The 18,281-nt window shown below is 57.2% G+C and carries 18 protein-coding genes; 10 read left to right on the plus strand and 8 right to left on the minus strand.

What is annotated here, in order from left to right; translation table 11 throughout:
• Positions 1 to 67: 67 nt before the first annotated feature.
• Positions 68 to 1,987: a molecular chaperone DnaK gene (gene dnaK / locus KUW67_RS05780; protein ID WP_224824321.1), complete on the minus strand. Its 1,920-nt coding sequence runs from the start codon at positions 1,985 to 1,987 to the stop codon at positions 68 to 70.
• A gap of 211 nt (positions 1,988 to 2,198) precedes the next feature.
• Here dnaK and KUW67_RS05785 point away from each other — a divergent pair, with 211 nt between their 5' ends.
• On the plus strand, positions 2,199 to 2,807 hold the full coding sequence (locus tag KUW67_RS05785) for an alpha-ketoglutarate-dependent dioxygenase AlkB (RefSeq protein ID WP_224824322.1): 609 nt from the start codon (positions 2,199 to 2,201) through the stop codon (positions 2,805 to 2,807).
• Here the strand turns inward: KUW67_RS05785 and KUW67_RS05790 are convergent.
• Positions 2,804 to 3,625 (minus strand): ABC transporter permease, encoded by an 822-nt coding sequence (locus KUW67_RS05790; protein WP_224824323.1) that lies wholly within the window; start codon positions 3,623 to 3,625, stop codon positions 2,804 to 2,806. The genes KUW67_RS05785 and KUW67_RS05790 overlap by 4 nt on opposite strands.
• A 133-nt stretch (positions 3,626 to 3,758) precedes the next feature.
• On the opposite strand from KUW67_RS05790, the gene cysQ reads away from it, so the two are divergent.
• From cysQ to KUW67_RS05835, 9 genes are all read left to right on the plus strand, one after another.
• Complete coding sequence (gene cysQ / locus KUW67_RS05795; RefSeq protein WP_224824324.1) at positions 3,759 to 4,556, plus strand: 3'(2'),5'-bisphosphate nucleotidase CysQ; 798 nt, start codon at positions 3,759 to 3,761, stop codon at positions 4,554 to 4,556.
• Positions 4,556 to 5,356 (plus strand): manno-octulosonate cytidylyltransferase, encoded by an 801-nt coding sequence (locus KUW67_RS05800; RefSeq protein WP_224824325.1) that lies wholly within the window; start codon positions 4,556 to 4,558, stop codon positions 5,354 to 5,356. Before cysQ ends, KUW67_RS05800 begins: the two co-directional genes overlap by 1 nt.
• Entirely contained in the window at positions 5,353 to 6,585 is a 1,233-nt protein-coding gene (locus KUW67_RS05805) for a glycosyltransferase family 2 protein (RefSeq protein ID WP_224824326.1), read from the plus strand. Before KUW67_RS05800 ends, KUW67_RS05805 begins: the two co-directional genes overlap by 4 nt.
• A gap of 145 nt (positions 6,586 to 6,730) precedes the next feature.
• Positions 6,731 to 7,624, plus strand: a complete 894-nt coding sequence (gene galU, locus KUW67_RS05810; RefSeq protein ID WP_224824327.1) for a UTP--glucose-1-phosphate uridylyltransferase GalU — start codon at positions 6,731 to 6,733, stop codon at positions 7,622 to 7,624.
• A gap of 9 nt (positions 7,625 to 7,633) precedes the next feature.
• On the plus strand, positions 7,634 to 8,617 hold the full coding sequence (gene galE / locus KUW67_RS05815) for a UDP-glucose 4-epimerase GalE (protein ID WP_224824328.1): 984 nt from the start codon (positions 7,634 to 7,636) through the stop codon (positions 8,615 to 8,617).
• The gene (locus tag KUW67_RS05820) at positions 8,577 to 9,824 is read left to right on the plus strand and encodes a glycosyltransferase family 1 protein (RefSeq protein WP_224824329.1); all 1,248 of its coding nucleotides are present in this window, start codon (positions 8,577 to 8,579) and stop codon (positions 9,822 to 9,824) included. The genes galE and KUW67_RS05820 overlap by 41 nt, the downstream gene beginning before the upstream one ends.
• A 40-nt stretch (positions 9,825 to 9,864) precedes the next feature.
• Positions 9,865 to 10,875 (plus strand): glycosyltransferase family 2 protein, encoded by a 1,011-nt coding sequence (locus KUW67_RS05825; RefSeq protein ID WP_224824330.1) that lies wholly within the window; start codon positions 9,865 to 9,867, stop codon positions 10,873 to 10,875.
• A 10-nt stretch (positions 10,876 to 10,885) separates the two neighbouring features.
• Positions 10,886 to 12,586 (plus strand): beta-1,6-N-acetylglucosaminyltransferase, encoded by a 1,701-nt coding sequence (locus KUW67_RS05830; protein WP_224824331.1) that lies wholly within the window; start codon positions 10,886 to 10,888, stop codon positions 12,584 to 12,586.
• 6 nt (positions 12,587 to 12,592) lie between these two features.
• Complete coding sequence (locus KUW67_RS05835) at positions 12,593 to 14,017, plus strand: nodulation protein NodH (protein ID WP_224824332.1); 1,425 nt, start codon at positions 12,593 to 12,595, stop codon at positions 14,015 to 14,017.
• Here KUW67_RS05835 and KUW67_RS05840 read toward each other — a convergent pair.
• From KUW67_RS05840 to KUW67_RS05865, 6 genes are all read right to left on the minus strand, one after another.
• Complete coding sequence (locus tag KUW67_RS05840) at positions 14,014 to 14,481, minus strand: PTS sugar transporter subunit IIA (RefSeq protein ID WP_224824333.1); 468 nt, start codon at positions 14,479 to 14,481, stop codon at positions 14,014 to 14,016. The genes KUW67_RS05835 and KUW67_RS05840 overlap by 4 nt on opposite strands.
• Before the next feature lie 33 nt (positions 14,482 to 14,514).
• On the minus strand, positions 14,515 to 15,093 hold the full coding sequence (gene hpf, locus KUW67_RS05845) for a ribosome hibernation-promoting factor, HPF/YfiA family (protein ID WP_224824334.1): 579 nt from the start codon (positions 15,091 to 15,093) through the stop codon (positions 14,515 to 14,517).
• Positions 15,094 to 15,429: 336 nt separating this feature from the next.
• The gene (gene lptB / locus KUW67_RS05850) at positions 15,430 to 16,194 is read right to left on the minus strand and encodes an LPS export ABC transporter ATP-binding protein (protein WP_224824335.1); all 765 of its coding nucleotides are present in this window, start codon (positions 16,192 to 16,194) and stop codon (positions 15,430 to 15,432) included.
• Entirely contained in the window at positions 16,187 to 16,702 is a 516-nt protein-coding gene (locus tag KUW67_RS05855) for an LptA/OstA family protein (protein WP_224824336.1), read from the minus strand. The genes lptB and KUW67_RS05855 overlap by 8 nt, the downstream gene beginning before the upstream one ends.
• A 9-nt stretch (positions 16,703 to 16,711) precedes the next feature.
• Complete coding sequence (gene lptC / locus KUW67_RS05860; protein WP_224824337.1) at positions 16,712 to 17,311, minus strand: LPS export ABC transporter periplasmic protein LptC; 600 nt, start codon at positions 17,309 to 17,311, stop codon at positions 16,712 to 16,714.
• A complete protein-coding gene (locus KUW67_RS05865) occupies positions 17,311 to 18,279 on the minus strand; it encodes an SIS domain-containing protein (RefSeq protein WP_224824338.1) in 969 nt (322 codons plus the stop codon). The genes lptC and KUW67_RS05865 overlap by 1 nt, the downstream gene beginning before the upstream one ends.
• Positions 18,280 to 18,281 lie beyond the last annotated feature (2 nt).

Here is an 18,281-nt window from a genome sequence, read left to right on the forward strand (position 1 = left end):
TCCCCCTTGAGAGAACGCAAAGACCGGCCCGCGCGTTGGGGCCGGTCCTGCAAAGTCCATGCGGCCCTTACGAGGCGCGCTTGTCGTCGTCGAGGTCCTCGAAATCGGCATCCACGATGTCGTCATCGACGCCCTGCGGCTCGGAATCGGCCTCAGGCGCTTCGCCTGCAGCTTCTTCCTGGCTGGCCTTATAGATCGCCTCGCCCAGCTTCATCGCGGCCTCGGTCACATTCTGGATGCCACCTTTGATCTTGCCAGCATCTTCGGTCTCAAGGTCGTCCTTGAGCGCGGCGATGGCCAGTTCGATCGCTTCGATTGTCGTCGGATCCACCTTGTCGGCATGCTCTTCCATCGACTTCTCAGTCGAGTGGATGAGGCTCTCCGCCTGGTTTTTCGCTTCGACAAGCTCTTTGCGCTCTTTGTCGGCTTCGGCGTTCTCTTCCGCGTCACGGACCATCTGGTCGATATCCGCATCCGACAGACCGCCAGAGGCCTGGATCGTGATCTTCTGCTCTTTGCCGGTGCCTTTGTCAGCGGCACCCACGGAGACGATGCCGTTGGCGTCGATGTCAAAGGTCACTTCGATCTGGGGCATGCCGCGCGGTGCGGGCGGGATATCCTCGAGATTGAACTGGCCGAGCATTTTGTTGTCGGCGGCCATCTCGCGCTCACCCTGGAAGACCCGGATCGTCACCGCGTTTTGATTGTCCTCGGCGGTCGAGAAAACCTGGCTTTTCTTCGTCGGGATCGTCGTGTTGCGGTCGATCAGGCGGGTGAAGACACCACCCAGCGTCTCGATGCCCAGCGACAGCGGGGTCACGTCCAGCAGAACCACGTCTTTGACGTCGCCTTGCAGAACACCGGCCTGAATGGCGGCGCCCATTGCGACAACCTCATCGGGGTTCACACCTTTGTTCGGCTCTTTGCCGAAGAACTTGGTGACCTCTTCGATCACCTTCGGCATGCGGGTCATACCGCCGACCAAAACGATCTCGTCAATATCGCCAACCGACAGACCGGCGTCCTTCAGCGCGGCCTTACACGGCGTGATCGACTGCTTGATCAGGTCGTTCACAAGGCTTTCCAGCTTGGCACGGGTCAGTTTGACGACCATGTGCAGCGGCTGACCACCATTCGGGTCCATCGAGATGAACGGCTGGTTGATCTCAGTCTGGCTGGAGGAGGACAGCTCGATCTTGGCTTTCTCAGCGGCTTCTTTCAGACGCTGCAGGGCCATCTTGTCTTTCGTCAGATCGACGCCGTTTTCCTTTTTGAACTGCTCCGCAAGGTAGTTCACGATGCGCATGTCGAAATCTTCACCGCCAAGGAACGTGTCGCCGTTGGTGGATTTCACTTCGAACAGACCGTCGTCGATCTCAAGGATGGTGACGTCGAACGTACCACCGCCAAGGTCATAGACAGCAATCGTCTGCGTCTCTTTCTTATCAAGGCCATAGGCCAGCGCGGCCGCTGTCGGCTCGTTGATGATGCGGAGCACTTCGAGGCCCGCAATCTTGCCGGCGTCTTTCGTCGCCTGGCGCTGGGCGTCATTGAAGTAAGCAGGCACGGTGATGACAGCTTGCGACACCTCTTCGCCCAGATAGCTTTCTGCCGTCTCTTTCATCTTTTGCAGGATGAAAGCCGAGATTTGCGAGGGGGAGTACTTCTCACCCTTGGCTTCGACCCATGCGTCGCCATTGCCGCCGTTGATGACCTCAAACGGCATGTTCTTCTTGTCTTTGGCAAGATCGGCATCGTCGAACCGACGACCGATCAGGCGTTTGACGCCGAAGATGGTGTTTTCAGGGTTGGTGACGGCCTGACGCTTTGCAGGCTGGCCGACAAGGCGCTCGTCATCTGTGAAGGCGACAATCGACGGGGTCGTGCGCGCGCCCTCTGCGTTTTCAATTACCCGCGGCTGCGAGCCATCCATGATAGCGATGCAGCTGTTGGTGGTTCCAAGGTCAATGCCAATTACTTTAGCCATAGGTTAACATCCCTCTCTTTTGGCGATGTGGATGCGCGGACCCGGTTTTTCGGCATCCCCGCAGTCTATAACAGTTTAGAGCGGCCCACTGACCGCCCCGCTTCGATGGGTATATAAGGAGGGGGTCAGGCCCCTGCAAGCGTCCGAATTGCTGGGTTTGGCGGAAAAAACGCAAGGTTTTGGTAAGAAAGTGGTCGTGGAAAGGCAGTTGATGGTGCATCCGACGCTCACCGTGCGGGGATTTCAGGTTTTCAAAGGGTTTCTGAGCCCTGCCGCGCAATCAGCGTTGGTCGATGATCTGCGCGAGGTGATCCGTGTAGCGCCGCTGTTCTCGCCGCAAACACCTTACGGCAAACCGATGACCGTGCGCATGACCTCTGCCGGGCGGTATGGGTGGTATTCGGACCGGACGGGCTATCGCTATGCGCCCCGGCATCCCTCTGGCGTGGCTTGGCCTGCGATCCCGGATCGTGTGCTTAAAATTTGGGCAGATGTGGCGGGGTCGGCGCGCGCCCCAGATTGCTGTTTGCTGAATTTTTATGCACCCGAGGCGCGGATGGGGATGCATCAGGACAAGGACGAGGCCGATTTCAGCCATCCCGTTGTCTCGGTCTCATTGGGCGATGACGGTCTCTTTCGCGTCGGCAATACCGAACGGGGCGGCAAGACCGAGTCGCTTTGGCTGCAATCGGGGGACGTTGTCGTCATGGGCGGTGCTGCGCGCCTGACCTATCACGGCATTGATCGGATCAAACCTGGCTCAAGCACGCTTTTGGCCAAGCCCGGACGGATCAACCTGACGCTGAGAGTTGTCGATTAACGCCCCGCGTTGTGCGAGAGAGAGGCATTCTTGCGGGCATAAAATTCCCCCATCAGGCCAATCAGAAGCAGCACAATCCCAACAATCAATGCATATTCGTAATTGGTGTAATGCGGGTTGTAGTTGATGAACAAAAACCCACGCGCCTGGTCGATGACATGAAACAGCGGGTTCCAGTCAAAAAAGGCCAGCATAAAGCTGGGTAGGGAGTTGGCCACGAACATCTTGCCAGAAGCGATCATGTTGGCCCGATTATAGACCTGTGCTCCGATGCTGACAAAAGACGGAAACCAGGGGCGCAGGGCTAGAAAGATCATGCCGACGCCGACGCCGGTGAACCACGCCAATGCGACCATACCTATCGCGCCTGGATAATCCTCAATCACGACGGGAGTGACGGCGACATGGTAGATGAAAAGGATCGACAAGAGTGACAGCACCTGAATGTAAAGCGACCCGAATGCGGCCGCAGCAAGCGCGACAATTGTATTCATCGGCGCGTGTTTCATCATCGGCGATGACGGTCCTTCGGCGCCCAGAACGGCGCTGACGGTTTTGGTGTGGGTCATGAACAGGAAAACGCCTGACATAATATACAGAACGAAATCGCCACGCAGGGCGGCCCCGCGCAAACCCAAGACAGTGAACATTACATAAAAGGCTGCCACGAAAGTGATAGTTTGCAGCATGTTGATGACAAGACTCATCACAGCATTGTTGTGGGTCTTGCGGATCGACCGAACGACGCTGTGATAAATCAGCTCGAACATGCTGAAGACAGAGCTTCGCTTTCTATGGGTCGCTTCGAACTGGAACATATTTGCCTCTCGCACCCTTGGTGGCGCGGTGATGGAGTATCAGGGAATTCTTGCCGTTCTCTTTGCATGCAATCATAAGGAAATCGGCAACTAATTCAATATCGCAGGGATTTGCGATTTAAGGAGAGCGCTCTTGGACTATCAGGCACTGACCCACACGATCCGGCGCCTTGCGCTGGAGGCAGGCGACCTCATCATGGAGATATACGACTCCGATGATTTTGATGTGAAAGTGAAGTCTGACGATAGCCCTGTGACCGCAGCAGATGAGGCCGCGGATGCACATATCTCGGAAGGGTTGCGGGCGGCGTTTCCGGATGTCGCTTTGGTGACAGAGGAACAATCGGCCTCCCACACGCTGGAGGCGCGGACGTTCCTGATTGTCGATCCGCTGGACGGCACCAAAGAGTTCATCAACCGGCGTGGCGATTTCACCGTTAATATCGCGCTGGTGGAAGACGGCGTGCCGACCCGTGGCGTGGTCTATGCCCCGGCGCGCAAGCGGCTGTTTTATACCCAAGCCCATGGCACAGCGGTCGAGGAAACTGGGCCTTTTGCGAAAGAAGGGATTGGCGATACCACGAAGATCTCAGTCTCTGATCCGGATAATTCGGCGTTGATGGTGGTCGCATCCAAGTCCCACAGGGATGCCGACACAGACAGCTATATCGCCAAGTATCAGGTCGAAGACAGCAAGAGCGCTGGCTCATCGCTCAAGTTCTGTCTTGTCGCGACGGGGGAGGCCGATCTCTATCCGCGTCTTGGTCGCACGATGGAATGGGACACAGCAGCCGGACACGCTGTTCTGGCAGGTGCAGGTGGGCGCGTTGTCCGCTTTGATGATCATACGGATCTGGTTTACGGCAAAGACGGGTTTGCCAACCCGTTCTTTATAGCCTTTGCGCCGGGTGTGGATCTGGAAAAGCCCTGATGTCTGTCCTTCTGGTGATCCCGGCCCGCTATGCTTCGAACCGGTATCCGGGCAAGCCATTGGTTGGCTTGAAAGGTGCAGATGGGCAGGAAAAGAGCCTGATTCAGCGCTCGTGGCACGCCGCTATTGCGGTTCAAGGTGTCGATCGCGTTGTCGTCGCAACCGATGATGATCGCATCAAGCAGGCGTCCGAGGCATTTGGCGCAGAGGTTGTTATGACCTCGTCAACGTGTGAGAACGGCACCGAACGCTGTGCAGAGGCGCATGCTGCATTGGGTGGTGGTTTCGACATTGTGGTGAACTTGCAAGGCGATGCACCGCTGACCCCGGCCTGGTTTGTCGAAGACCTGATTTCCGGCCTGCAATCGGACGCAGAGGCCGATATCGCCACGCCAGTCCTGCGCTGTGATGGTGCGATGTTGGCCGGTCTCAAGCAAGACCGCGCGGAAGGCCGTGTTGGCGGCACCACTGCGGTCTTCGATGTGCATCAAAGCGGTCTTTATTTCAGCAAGGAAGTAATTCCTTTCACATCTCAGCCTTATGCCGACACAGCAGAAACGCCCGTTTTTCACCATGTTGGTGTCTATGCCTACCGCCCCGAGGCGTTGGCGCTTTACCCGACATGGAGACACGGCCCACTTGAGCAGCTTGAAGGGCTTGAGCAGCTTCGTTTTCTGGAGAATGGGCGCCGTGTCTTATGCGTCGAGGTCGAGGCGAAAGGGCGCCAGTTCTGGGAGCTGAATAATCCCGAGGATGTGCCAAAGATAGAGACCATGATGGCCCAAATGGGTCTTGAATGACGCAACCGACGGTCAGCATTGTCGTCGTGAGCCGCAACCGCGCGGCACTTCTCAAGCGATGCATGATGGGGCTGTCGCAACTTCTGTATCAGCCTTACGAGATCGTGGTCGTCGCTGATTCTGCGGGATTGGATGCGCTGGGAGAGTATCCGGGCCAGATTAAGACGGTGGTCTTTGATGCGCCTAATATTTCAGCAGCGCGTAACATCGGCATTCTGCACACCAGCGGAGAGATCATCGCCTTTATCGACGATGATGCGGTACCAGAGCCGACCTGGTTGGCTGAGTTGGTCAAAGGGTTCGATCCGGGCGATATTGCCGCTGTCGGTGGATATGTGCGGGGCCGGAATGGTATCTCCTTTCAATGGAAAGCCGGGGCCGTAGATCAGACGGGGCAGCGCGTCGAGATTGATGGGCCGGAGACCCCGTTTATGCCTGAGGTGGCGAGCGGCCAAACCGCCAAGCTGGAAGGCACCAACATGGCAATCCGGCGCGATATATTGGTCGCGCTGGGCGGTTTTGATCCGGCGTTTCACTATTATCTTGATGAAACGGACCTGTGTTTGCGCCTCGCCCATGCAGGCCACGCCATTGCATTCGCTCCGCGCGCAGAGGTGCATCATGGCTTTGCCGCGAACGCGACGCGCAGCGTTAGCCGTGCGCCAACGAATCTGTTTCAGCTGGGGGCCAGCAAAGCAGTATTTCTAAGAAAACATGCGAATCCCGCTGAGTTAGAGCCGCTTTTTTCTGAATATACGCAGACACAAAGGCGCCGATTATTAAGCTATCTGGTCCACGGGATGATCGAACCTCGGGACGTGGGGCGTTTGCTGAAAACTCTGCGTGATGGGTTCGAGGAGGGGCGCAATCGCGCGTTTGCCGAGCATAGTCCCATCGCAAAACCTCAAACCTTCCTGCCCTTCCAGACCACGGCTTCTGGAGGGTCTGTCGTGCTCAAAGGGCGGGTGTGGCAGCGTGGCTCTTTGAGGCAACGCGCGCGACAGTTGCGCGACAAGGGGCTGATTGTGACGATTCTTCTGCTCGACCCATCTTTTCGCAGGCATCACGTTCGATTTGAAGCGCCGGGGATCTGGGTGCAATCAGGGGGGCTTTGGGGTCGATCGGATCGCAGCCAGGGGCCTGTGCTGAGCAAAGGATTTCATGGGCGCATTAAGCAAGAAATCCAGCGCTTTTCCGCGCAACGTGCGCTTTCTGACGATGATCACTAACACTTCCCCTGAAAACCGATTCAAATTGGCAACATAAGGTTGATAGTCTTTTGAAGAGATACAGTTCCGAAAGACTTATGGTATATCCGGAAAACGGTTCGGCGCCGGGCGGCGCTCTGAGACCACAACGAAAGGTGAGGACAGAATGAAGCGCAAAGTCACGAAAGCCGTTTTCCCGGTTGCGGGTTTGGGAACCCGGTTCTTGCCTGCGACGAAAGCTGTTCCGAAAGAAATCATGACGCTGGTCGACAGACCGCTCATCCAATACGCCATTGACGAGGCCCGCGCGGCGGGTATCAAGGAATTCATCTTTGTGACCTCGCGCGGCAAGAACGCGCTTGAGGATTACTTTGACCACGCGCCAGACTTGGAATCTTCCTTGCGCAAGAAGGGCAAGACAGAGCTTCTGGAGACCCTCAAAAGCACCAATATGGACAGCGGCGCGATTGCCTACATCCGCCAGCACAAAGCGCTGGGCCTTGGCCATGCCGTCTGGTGCGCGCGTCGCCTGATCGCGAACGAGCCCTTTGCCGTGATCCTGCCGGATGACGTGATCGCCGCGGAAAAGCCCTGCTTGCAGCAAATGGTTGAGGCCTACGAAGAAACCGGCGGCTGCATGGTTGCCGCAATGGAAGTGCCGCCGGAAAAGGCGTCTTCCTACGGGATGCTTGATGTGCGCGAAGACATGGGCAACATGGTGTCGGTCAACGGGATGGTCGAAAAGCCGGACCCTGAGGATTCGCCCTCCAACCTGGCGGTGATCGGTCGCTATATTCTGACGCCGGATGTGCTGCGCAACCTGAATCGTCTCAAATCCGGCTCCGGTGGGGAAATTCAGCTGACCGACGCAATCGCTGACGAGATCAGTGAAGAGCGTAACGTTTACGGATATCGCTTCCGTGGCCAGCGTTTTGATTGCGGATCGAAGGCGGGGTTCTTGCAGGCGACCGTTGCCTTTGCACTTGGCCGCGATGATCTGAAAGGCGAGTTTTCCGAATATCTCAGCCATATGGTGTCCCAACAGAACGCGGCCCAGTAAGCTGCGATCATGAAACATGTATTGGTCACGGGTGGTGCTGGGTATATCGGCTCGCATGCGTGCAAGGCGCTGAAAGCGGCCGGTTATGTTCCGGTGACCTATGACAACCTTTCGACCGGGTGGCAGGATGCCGTCAAATTCGGCCCGTTTGAGCAGGGTGATCTGACCGATGCAGCCCGCCTTGACGCTGTTTTCGCGAAATATGAGCCTATCGCTGTGGTGCATTTTGCAGCGCTCAGCCAGGTGAGCGAAAGCATGCAGAAGCCAGCGCTTTATTGGCGCAATAATGTCGTCGGCTCTCTCACCTTGATTGAAGCGATGCTGAAGGCAGGCTGCAAAGAGATCGTCTTTTCATCAACCTGCGCCACCTATGGCGATCATGATAATGTCGTGCTGGATGAAAACTGCCGGCAAGAGCCGATCAACCCCTATGGCGCCTCCAAACGGGCGATTGAGGATATGCTGTTGGGCTTCGGCGAAAGCGACGGCCTGCGTTCGGTTGTCTTCCGATATTTCAACGTGGCCGGGGCAGATCCCGATGGCGAGGTTGGCGAGTTTCATCAGCCCGAGACGCATCTGGTTCCGCTGATGTTGGACGCGATTGACGGCAAGCGGGATGCTTTGACGATCTTTGGCACAGATTACGAGACACCCGATGGCACCTGCATTCGCGACTATGTCCATGTGATGGATCTGGTGGATGCCCATGTTTTGGGTCTGAACTGGCTGCAAGACGGCAAAGAAAGCAGGGCCTTTAATCTTGGTACTGGTAACGGCTTTTCGGTGCGTGAAGTGGTCAACGAAAGCCGTATCGTGACCAACAAGGACGTGCCGGTGGTTGAGGGTGCTCGTAGAGCCGGGGATTGCACAATGCTTGTGTCCGGCAGTGTGAGAGCCGAAGCTGAGCTTGGATGGCGGCCAAAGCGGTCGAATATGAAGCAGATGATTATTGATGCATGGCGCTGGCACCAAACCGGGCATTACGATCAATAGCGCGCGGACGCGCTGTCTGGACCTGACGCGCCTAATCTCTCGCGCTGGGCGGCGGTTGACTGGCGTCGACCGGGTCGAAATGGCTTATCTGACGCAATTTCTGGAATTGGATGGCCCGCTTTTCGCATTGGTGCGCACGTCATTGGGCTATGTGCTGCTGGACCGGTCCGGTGTTGCAGCGATTGCGACCTGCCTTCAGACGAATGTCTGGCCTGCCCGCGATATCTTGAGCCGCTTCACCAATCGCCGTCATGTCAAACGCCAAAAGGCTGAAAGCGCGCTGAGGCAGCACGCCCTTGCCCGGTGCCGGCCGCGCGGTCTGGCCCGCATGATCGCAACGCATATCCCCGCCGGTGCCAGCTACTTCAACGTCGGCCACGCCAATCTCAGCCGCAGGGTGCTGGACGCGTTCGCCCATAGCCAGCGTGCCGTGATGATCCATGACACAATCCCCTTGGATTACCCGGAATATCAGGCCGATGGCATTCCAGCGGCCTTTGCCGCCAAGCTGCGTCGCGTGGGGGATTTGGCGGATCTGATTATCTACAACTCTGCCCAAAGCCAGCGTGACGCGCAGCGGTATTTCGACGAATGGGGGCAAGCTCCCAAGGGGATTGTGGCGCTTTTGGGTGTAACAGAGCCTGATATGACGGGAGGTCGCTGGCCTGAAGAGGTCGATCCCAACCGCCCAGCTTTTGTTTGCGTTGGCACGATTGAGCCGCGCAAGAACCATGCGCTGCTGCTGGACGTATGGGACCAGTTGGCACAAGAGCGCGCGCCTGCCGAGATGCCACAACTTGTGATCGCAGGCGCAAGGGGTTGGAAAAATGAGAAAGTATTTCAAAGGCTTGATGCGTCGGATAACGCGATCATCGAACTGAACGCCATTTCTGATCCGGATCTTTTCACCCTACTGAACGGTGCCACGGCCCTGCTTTTTCCAAGCGTCGCCGAAGGCTTTGGGCTGCCGCCTGCCGAAGCTGCCCTGCTGGGAACGCCAGTCTTATGCGCCGACCTGCCCGTTTACCGCGAGTTTCTTGGGGATATCCCCGTTTACCTAGACGTAAATGACGGGTATCTTTGGAAAAAAGCGGTTGAGACACTGCTGGAACGGGGAACACAAAGGCCGGACAGGCAGGCGATATCGGATCAGATCGCGCTTCCAACATGGACAGAACACTTCAATATCGTCTTAAGGGTTGCATGATACGGGTTTGAACGCAGGCAAAGGCCATTAAAGGGACGTTTTGGGACTGGCACAAACATATCGACTGCGACTGCGTCGTAAACGGTTCCGGCTTCGCGCCTATCGCAAGAGCCGTGAGCTGGTTTCGACGGTGAATCGCACAGGCCAGATCAAGCCCGGCGACGTGCTGTCGTTTACCACGCAGCGCAACGAACGCATTCGTCTGCCTTACTTCCTTCGCTATTATCGCGACATGGGGGTTAACCACTTCTTCTTTGTCGATAACAACAGCGATGATGGCTCGTTGGAGTTTCTGAAAGACCAGCCCGATGTGTCGGTCTGGAGCACCCAAGGCAGCTACAAACGCTCGCGTTTTGGGGTCGATTGGCTGAATTACCTTCAACTGAAATACGCCCATGGCCATTGGTCGCTGGTTGTCGATCCGGACGAGTTTCTGGTCTATCCGTTTTGCGACACGCGACCCATTCAGGCACTAACAGATTGGCTGGACGCGTCCTCCATCAAGTCGTTCAGTGCGATGTTGCTGGATATGTATCCCAAGGGTCCGCTGAATGATGTGCCTTATCACGAAGGCCAGGACCCGATGGAGATCGCCTCGTGGTTCGATTCGGGCAACTACACGATCGAGCGGAACAGTCGGTTCGGAAACTTATGGATTCAAGGTGGACCGCGCGCTCGTGTGTTCTTTGCTGACAAACCCGAACGAGCGCCTGCGCTCAATAAGATTCCGCTGGTCAAATGGCATCGCAATTATGCCTATGCTAGCTCGTCGCACATGTTGTTGCCGCGTGGTTTGAACCAAGTTTATGACGAATGGGGTGGGGAGAAAGCGTCGGGGTGTCTGCTTCATGCCAAATTCCTCAACACCTTCCCGCAAAAGGCCCGTGAAGAGCTGGAACGTAAACAGCATTATGCGAACAGCCATGAGTATCGCGCCTATGCCGCAGGGTTGCAGGAAAATCCGGACCTGTGGTGCAAATGGTCCGAAAAATACATAAACTGGCGCCAGCTTGAGATCCTTGGCCTGATGTCCAAGGGCAACTGGGCATGAGGAGGGCGCCGTGACCGTCGGGATCGTCATGCTTGTGCACACCTCGTTGCACCGGGCCGAACAGGTCGCGCGCCATTGGGCAGCCGCTGGGTGCCCTGTTGTGATCCATTGCGACAAGTTCGTGGATCGCCAGACTTATCAGACCTTTGTGCAAAACCTCGCAGATGTGGATGAGGTCTCTTTTTGCAAGACGCGGTATCGCTGCGAATGGGGCACCTGGGGCATTGTTGCCGCGTCGCAAGCCGCGTCGGAGCAATTGTTGCGCACCGATGACCAGATCACCCATGTCTATCTGGCCTCGGGATCGTGCTTGCCGCTGCGCCCGGTGCAAGAGTTGATCGATTACCTTGCCGATCGCCCGCGCACCGATTTCATCGAATCCGCCACGACCGAGGATGTCCCTTGGACCGTTGGCGGCTTGGACGCGGAACGGTTCACGCTGAACTTCCCGTTTTCATGGAAAAAGCGGCGCTATTTCTTCGACCGTTTTGTCGAGCTGCAGCGCAAGGTGGGCTACAAACGCAAAATCCCCGCCGGGATCGTGCCGCATATGGGATCGCAATGGTGGTGCCTGACACGGCAAACCCTCTCGGCGATCCTTCAAGACCCGGACCGCAGCATTTATGACGCCTATTTCAAGCGCGTCTGGATTCCGGATGAGAGCTATTTTCAAACGCTCTGCCGGATTTATTCGTCGAATGTGGAAAGCCGCTCTCTGACGCTGTCGAAGTTCGATTTCCAAGGCAAACCGCACATCTTTTACGACGACCATCTGCAGCTTTTGCGCCGTTCGGACTGTTTCGTTGCACGCAAAATCTGGTCCAAGGCAGATCGGCTTTATTCTGCGTTTCTGACCGATGCCGAAGGCGCGATGAAACGGACGGAGCCGAACCCGGGCAAGATCGACCGTATCTTCGCCAAAGCCGTGGAGCGCCGGACCCGTGGCCGCGCTGGTCTTTACATGCAAAGCCGTCTGCCCAATGAGGGCTGGGAAAACGGCGTGACCAGCGCGCCTTATTCGGTTTTCGAAGGCTTTGCCGAGCTTTTTGAGGATTTCGAGCCGTGGTTGACGCGTGCGTCGGGGGCCAGAGTGCACGGGCATCTCTTCGCCAAGGACAAGGTCGAGTTTGCCAATAACGAAGACAGTTACGCTGGCGCGCTTTATAACTCGGCCAAGGCGCGGGACTACCGGTTCAAGGCGTTTCTGACCAACCTGATCTGGAACACGCGCGGGGAGCGTCAGTGCTTTCAGTTTGGCCCTGATGACAATCAGGATGTCGAATGGCTGCTTGCGAAAGACCCCAATGCGCAGATCTCGGTGATCACGGGGGCGTGGGCGGTCCCGCTCTTCAAGACGAACCGCAACTTCTCGGACTTGCGGTCAGAAGCGGCTCGGCTGCAGAAAATCGAAAGCCGTCACTTGGATGTGCTACGCTCGTATTACACCAAGGCGCGGGTGCGGATTTGGACGATGGCGGACTTTGTCGAAAGCCCGATGGAGCCGCTGCAGATGATCATTGACGAGATTGGCCCGAAGAACCTGCGCCGCTTGACAGAAGTTCCGCGGATGGTTGATCTGACGGGCTTTGGTCAGTTCCTGCAGAACCTGAAAAACCAAGGGATGCATCCGCATTTGATGGGTGACTTCCCGGTTGGCGATGATCCGGTGCAGCCCAAGGATCAGCCGCGCAAACCTTATCTGGTGCGATAACGCAATATGTCTCAAGACTTTGACTTTTTTGTCGTTTTCGCCGAGATGCGGACAGGCTCAAACTTTCTGGAAACCAACATTAACGAGTTTCCCGGCCTTGCCTGTTACGGCGAAGCCTTCAATCCGCATTTCATTTGCTACCCTAATAGGACCGATCTTTTCGGGGTCACGCAAGCGATGCGCGAAGGCGATCCGGCCTCGCTGATTGACGCGATGCGCAAGAATACCGACGGGCTTCCTGGCTTTCGGTTCTTTCACAATCACGACGGGCGGGTTCTGGAGCATGTCCTGCCCAATCCGCGCTGTGCCAAGATTATCCTGACGCGCAATCCGGTCGAAAGTTACGTCTCGTGGAAGATCGCGCAACAGACCGGGCAGTGGAAACTGGCCGATATGAAGCACCAGAAATCCGCGCAGATTATGTTTGATGCGGATGAATTTGATCGGCACCTGACGGCCCTGCAGGCGTTTCAGGTGCAGTTGCTGAACACGTTGCAGATCACCGGGCAGACGGCTTTTTACCTGGCCTATGAGGACGTGCAGGACGTCAACGTCATGAACGGGCTCGCCGGGTTTTTGGGCGAGACGACGCAGTTGGACAGCCTGTCCAAGAAGCTCAAGAAGCAGAACCCTGCGCCTTTGTCCGAGAAAGTGAAAAACTTTGATGAGATGCAACTCGCGCTGGGCAAGACGGATCATTTTGATCTTTCGCGCACGCCCAATTTCGAGACACGGCGCGGCCCTCAGGTGCCGAGTTTTCTGACGGCTGCGGAAGCTCCTTTGATGTATCTTCCCGTGCGCGGGGGGCCGGATCGCAAGGTGAAGGCGTGGATGGCGGCGCTGGACGGGGTAAAGCCCGGCGCGCTTCAGGGCAATTTTAACCAAAAGTCCCTGCGCCAGTGGAAGCGCCAGCATAACGGGCATCGCAGCTTTACCGTGGTCCAGCATCCGGTGGAGCGCGCCCATGTCGCCTTCTGCGAGAAAATCCTGAACGCGGGCAAAGGCTCTTTCAAAGAGATACGCAACACCTTGCGAAGGGTCTACAAGCTGCCGATTCCTGTAGGAGAGGTCGATGCCAGTTGGGATCGCCGCCAGCATCGCGAAGCGTTTTTGGCCTTTATCGCGTTTCTAAAGGGCAATCTGAACAACCAGACAGGCATTCGTGTCGATGGTTTCTGGGCCAGTCAGGCGCAATGCCTGCAAGGCTTCGCGCAATTTGCGCTGCCCGATGTCACGATCCGCGCGGATCGCATGGAAAATGGTCTGGCCTATCTTGCCAGCGAGATCGGGTATGAAAGCCCGGCTCTTGTCGAGTTCGACAATGGTTACCCTATCCAGCTGGTCGACATCTACGATGACGCGATCGAGGCCGCCGTGCGCGATGTGTATCAGCGCGACTACATGACCTTTGGATTTGGCAGCTGGGCCTAGGCGGCGCGGATCGCCGCCTGCGTTTCTGTGAGGATGGTGTAAAGCGTGTCAGAGCTGGGATTGGCCCGCAGCTTGGTGCAGAAATCCGTATTCCGGAGTGTCCGAGAGACCAAAGCAAGCGCTTTCAGATGTTCGACCCCTGAATCCTCGGGCGCAAACAGCGCAAAGATCAGATCGACGGGTTGGCGATCGACGGATTCATAATCCAGCGGCTTTTCGAGCAAGATGAACAGGCCCAGCACATTGTCCAACCCGGCAAGCCGGGCGTGGGGAAGTGCAACGCCATGGCCCACACCTGTGGGGCCAAGGCTTTCACGCTCAAGCAAACGGTCCAGAACAACGCCGCAGTCCAACCCGTAGGCAGACGCTGCTGTCTCGCTCAGATCTCGAAACAGGCGCTTTTTACTGGTGGCGCTACTGACGACCTTCACGGCCTCAGCTTTGAGAATCGTATCTAGTTCCATCTTGCCCAGCCCCCTTTGCTGGGTTTGGCGGCTTTACGCTTTCAAACTGCTCGGGTCAATCCAGCCGATGTTTCCATCATCGCGCCGATAAACCACATTAACCGCATTATTTCCCTCGTTGCGGAACACAAGAACGGGCGCCTCCTGAAGCTCCATCTGCATCACGGCTTCACCGACAGAAATCGAAGGGATTTTCGTTTCCATCTCGGCAATGATCATCGGCTGGAGCGATTCTGGTTCGGACCCGTCCGTGTCCTCACTTGACGCGAGGATATACGAGGAAGCCTCCATAAGTTCAACCGGCTGGGCACGCTCGCGGTGATGATCTTTCAACCGGCGCTTGTACCGGCGCAGCTGCTTTTCCATCTTTGCGTTGCAGCTGTCAAAAGCCGCATAGATTTCAGTGGCATGGGCCTTGGCTTGTGCCGTTAGACCGGTCGACAAATGCACCGTGGCCTCACAGACAAACTCATGTGCGCTTTTGGAAAAAATGACATTCGCGTCTGTCGGTCGCTCTGCATATTTCGCAACGACGTCGCCCATTTCCTCTTTCACATGGGTTTGAAGGGCTGATCCGATGTCAATTTGTTTGCCGCTGATCTGGTATTGCATACAAGCTCCGTAGTCGTTTTGAGACAGCTTTCCTCTGAGCCCGATAGGGGCCGTAAAAGAGTTACAGCGTCGTTAATGGAGATGACGAAAGTGGTCGTGTGCGTAAGCTCAATCGGGCGCGTCTGCGTCCTGTTTGCCGTGAGGGCAGCGTTTGACATGCAACGACTCTCATCCCTGTCAGTTGGCGCTATTGGGGGGGCATCTGTCAATCATTGTAATTTGAAAATGAGTGCTTAACCGGTTTCAATCCCTGGGCGAAGACTTGCGAACCGACTGATTGCAAACATCTTTCCGGACATCCCGGCAAGGACTTGCTGAGACCTGCGACAGATCGGATCAAGAAATGCGGAAGCTCTCGCCCAAATAGACCCGGCGGACATTCGCGTCCTCGACGACCTCTTTGGCGGTCCCGCTCATCAGAACCTTGCCGTCGTGCAAAATATAGGCGCGGTCCACGATTTCGAGCGTTTCACGGACGTTGTGATCGGTGATCAGCACACCAATCCCGCGCTTGGTCAGATCGGCCACCAATGCGCGGATATCGCCCACAGCAATCGGGTCGACACCCGCAAAGGGCTCGTCCAGAAGCAGGTAATTCGGGCGGGCGGCCAGGCAGCGCGCGATCTCGACCCGGCGACGCTGACCGCCGGACAGAACCAGCGCAGGTGCGCGACGCAGGTGTTCGATGCCAAACTCAGACAGCAGATCCTCAAGCCGGGTCTGGCGGGCCGGGCGGCTTTTCTCGGTAATCTCGAGGATGGACATGATGTTGTCTTCGACGGTCATGCCCCGGAAAATCGACATTTCCTGTGGCAGATAGCCGATGCCCAATTGCGCGCGGCGATACATCGGCAGTGTTGTCACATCGCGCCCATCAATCGTCACCGATCCACCCTCGGGCGTGATCAGGCCCGCGATCGCATAAAAGCAAGTCGTCTTGCCCGACCCGTTCGGGCCCAGCAACGCCACAACCTCGCCGCGGCCCAGCGTCATGCTCACATCGCGGATCACGGGGCGTTTGCGGTAGCTTTTCTGCAGGTTCTCGATGACAAGGCCCTGCATCTGCTCGCTCGCAACGCTCAGCGTCGGGGTCTCAGCCATCAGAGGGCGCGTCCTCGTCGTCATCATCGCCGGTCAGAATGGATTTCACACGGCCTTCGACGCGGGCTTCGCCAGTGTCCATATTCGCGCGCAAGCGGTCGCCGGAAACGGCGCTGCCGCCTTGGGTGACCAGCACATTGCCAACCATCACGACCATGCTGTCGGACAATGTGTAGACCGCCGTTTCGCCTTCGGCAGCTTCCGGCCCATTGATCAGTGTGACGCCATCCTTGGCCTCGACCCGCTCAATATCGCCACCACCTTCGGTGTAGAAAACCTTGACCCACGGCGCATAGAGGCGCATCGCGCCTTGCCCGACGATCACCTCTCCGGTGAAGATCGCCCAGCCTTCGTCCTGATTGACCTCAAGTTGGTTGGAGGTGACCTCAATCGGTGCATCAGGGTCGTTTTCCAGACCCCCAAAATTGACTTGAGCGCCCTGCGCCAAAGCTCCTGTCGCCACAAAGGCGAGCACAAATGCAAGATGGCTCAAACGCATGTCAGTCATAACCCCGATTTAGTCGCCTTTGTATATCACCTTAACGTCGCCTTTGAAAACCATCAGCGTCGTGCCGTTCTCTTGCTGTGTCATCTCCATCCGGTCTGCGGAAAGATCACCGGCAGGTCCGGTTCCTTCGACGCGTCCGGTTGTCTCAAGGCGGGTGCTGTCGAGGGTGGTTTCCACCTCGTTCGTGAGCACGGTGTAGCCGTCAGAGGTTTGCACTTCGACGCCACCGGAAAGGGTCAAAAGCTCGGTATCATTATCGATCACGCCGGCGGGCGCATTGATGTCGATCCGCACACCGCGCTCTGTCTCGATCTGGGCGCTCAGGTTGTCTGCATCGAACCGCGCGGGGTTGGTGATGTCGGGCCGCGCGGCATCCGCGACAACCGTGATGGCAGAGCCATCGCCGGTCATGCCGGTATAGGTGGGCCGCCCCACGCGTTGCTCGCGCTTCAGTTCTTCAACCTCGGCTTCGGAAAACGGCAGGTTCGCCTCGGGGTCCACGGGGCGCGACAGCAGGAAAAGCGTCGACAACAGGCCAAGCGCGAAGAGCGGCAGGGCAATCTTCAGCCCTGCGACGGCACGCGAATATCCTTGGCCATGGGTGGTCATCACGCCACGCCAGCGCGCAGGCAGTCATGGATGTGCAAGATGCCCAAAGGCATGTCGTTCCCCTCGGGATCGACAACGAACAAACACGTGATCTTGCGGTCATTCATAATTGCAACGGCTTCCTGGGCAAGCGCATCGGGGCTGACAGTGCGGGGCGATCTTGTCATCACCTCGGCCGCCGTCAGATCGAGCAGCCCATCCATGTGACGGCGCAAGTCTCCGTCGGTTACGATGCCCACAAGATAGTCATTCTGATCCGTCACACCAACCACGCCAAAACCTTTTTGCGAGATTGTGAGAAGCGTATCGCTCATCGGGGCAGTCTGGTGGATCGTCGGGATCGCGTCGCCCTCATGCATCAGGTCGCGCACTTTCGCCAATTGCGCGCCCAGTTTGCCGCCCGGATGGAAGTCGCGGAAATTGGCAGGCGTGAACTGGCGATGCTCCATCAAGGCAACGGCCAGCGCGTCGCCCAAGGCCAGCGTCATCGTGGTCGAGGATGTGGGCACAACGCCGGTCCCGCAGGCTTCATCCGCTTTCGGCAGAACAATCGCCACGTCGCATTGCTTGAGCAGCGTGCTATCCGCGCGGCTTGCCACGCCAATCATCGGAATGGAAAAGCGTCGCGTATGGGCGATGACATCGGCCAGTTCCGGCGTCTCGCCAGAGTTTGACAGCAGCAAAACCACATCGCCCTGCGCCATCATCCCCAGATCGCCGTGGCTTGCCTCGGCTGGATGCACAAAATGCGCAGGCGTCCCGGTGGAGGCGAATGTCGCCGCAATCTTGCGCGCGATATGACCTGACTTGCCCATGCCCGACACAATGATGCGGCCGGGCGCGTTCAGGATCAGCTCAACCGCTTCGGCAAAGCCACCATTCAGGCTCTGTTCCAGCAGGGATAGCGCCTCTGCCTCGGTCTTGATGACGCGGCGGGCGGTGCTGAGCAGGGTGTCTGGGTCGGTCATGA

It is taken from the genome of Cognatishimia sp. MH4019, from assembly GCF_020177595.1.
Taxonomy (GTDB): Bacteria; Pseudomonadota; Alphaproteobacteria; order Rhodobacterales; family Rhodobacteraceae; genus JAHTBL01.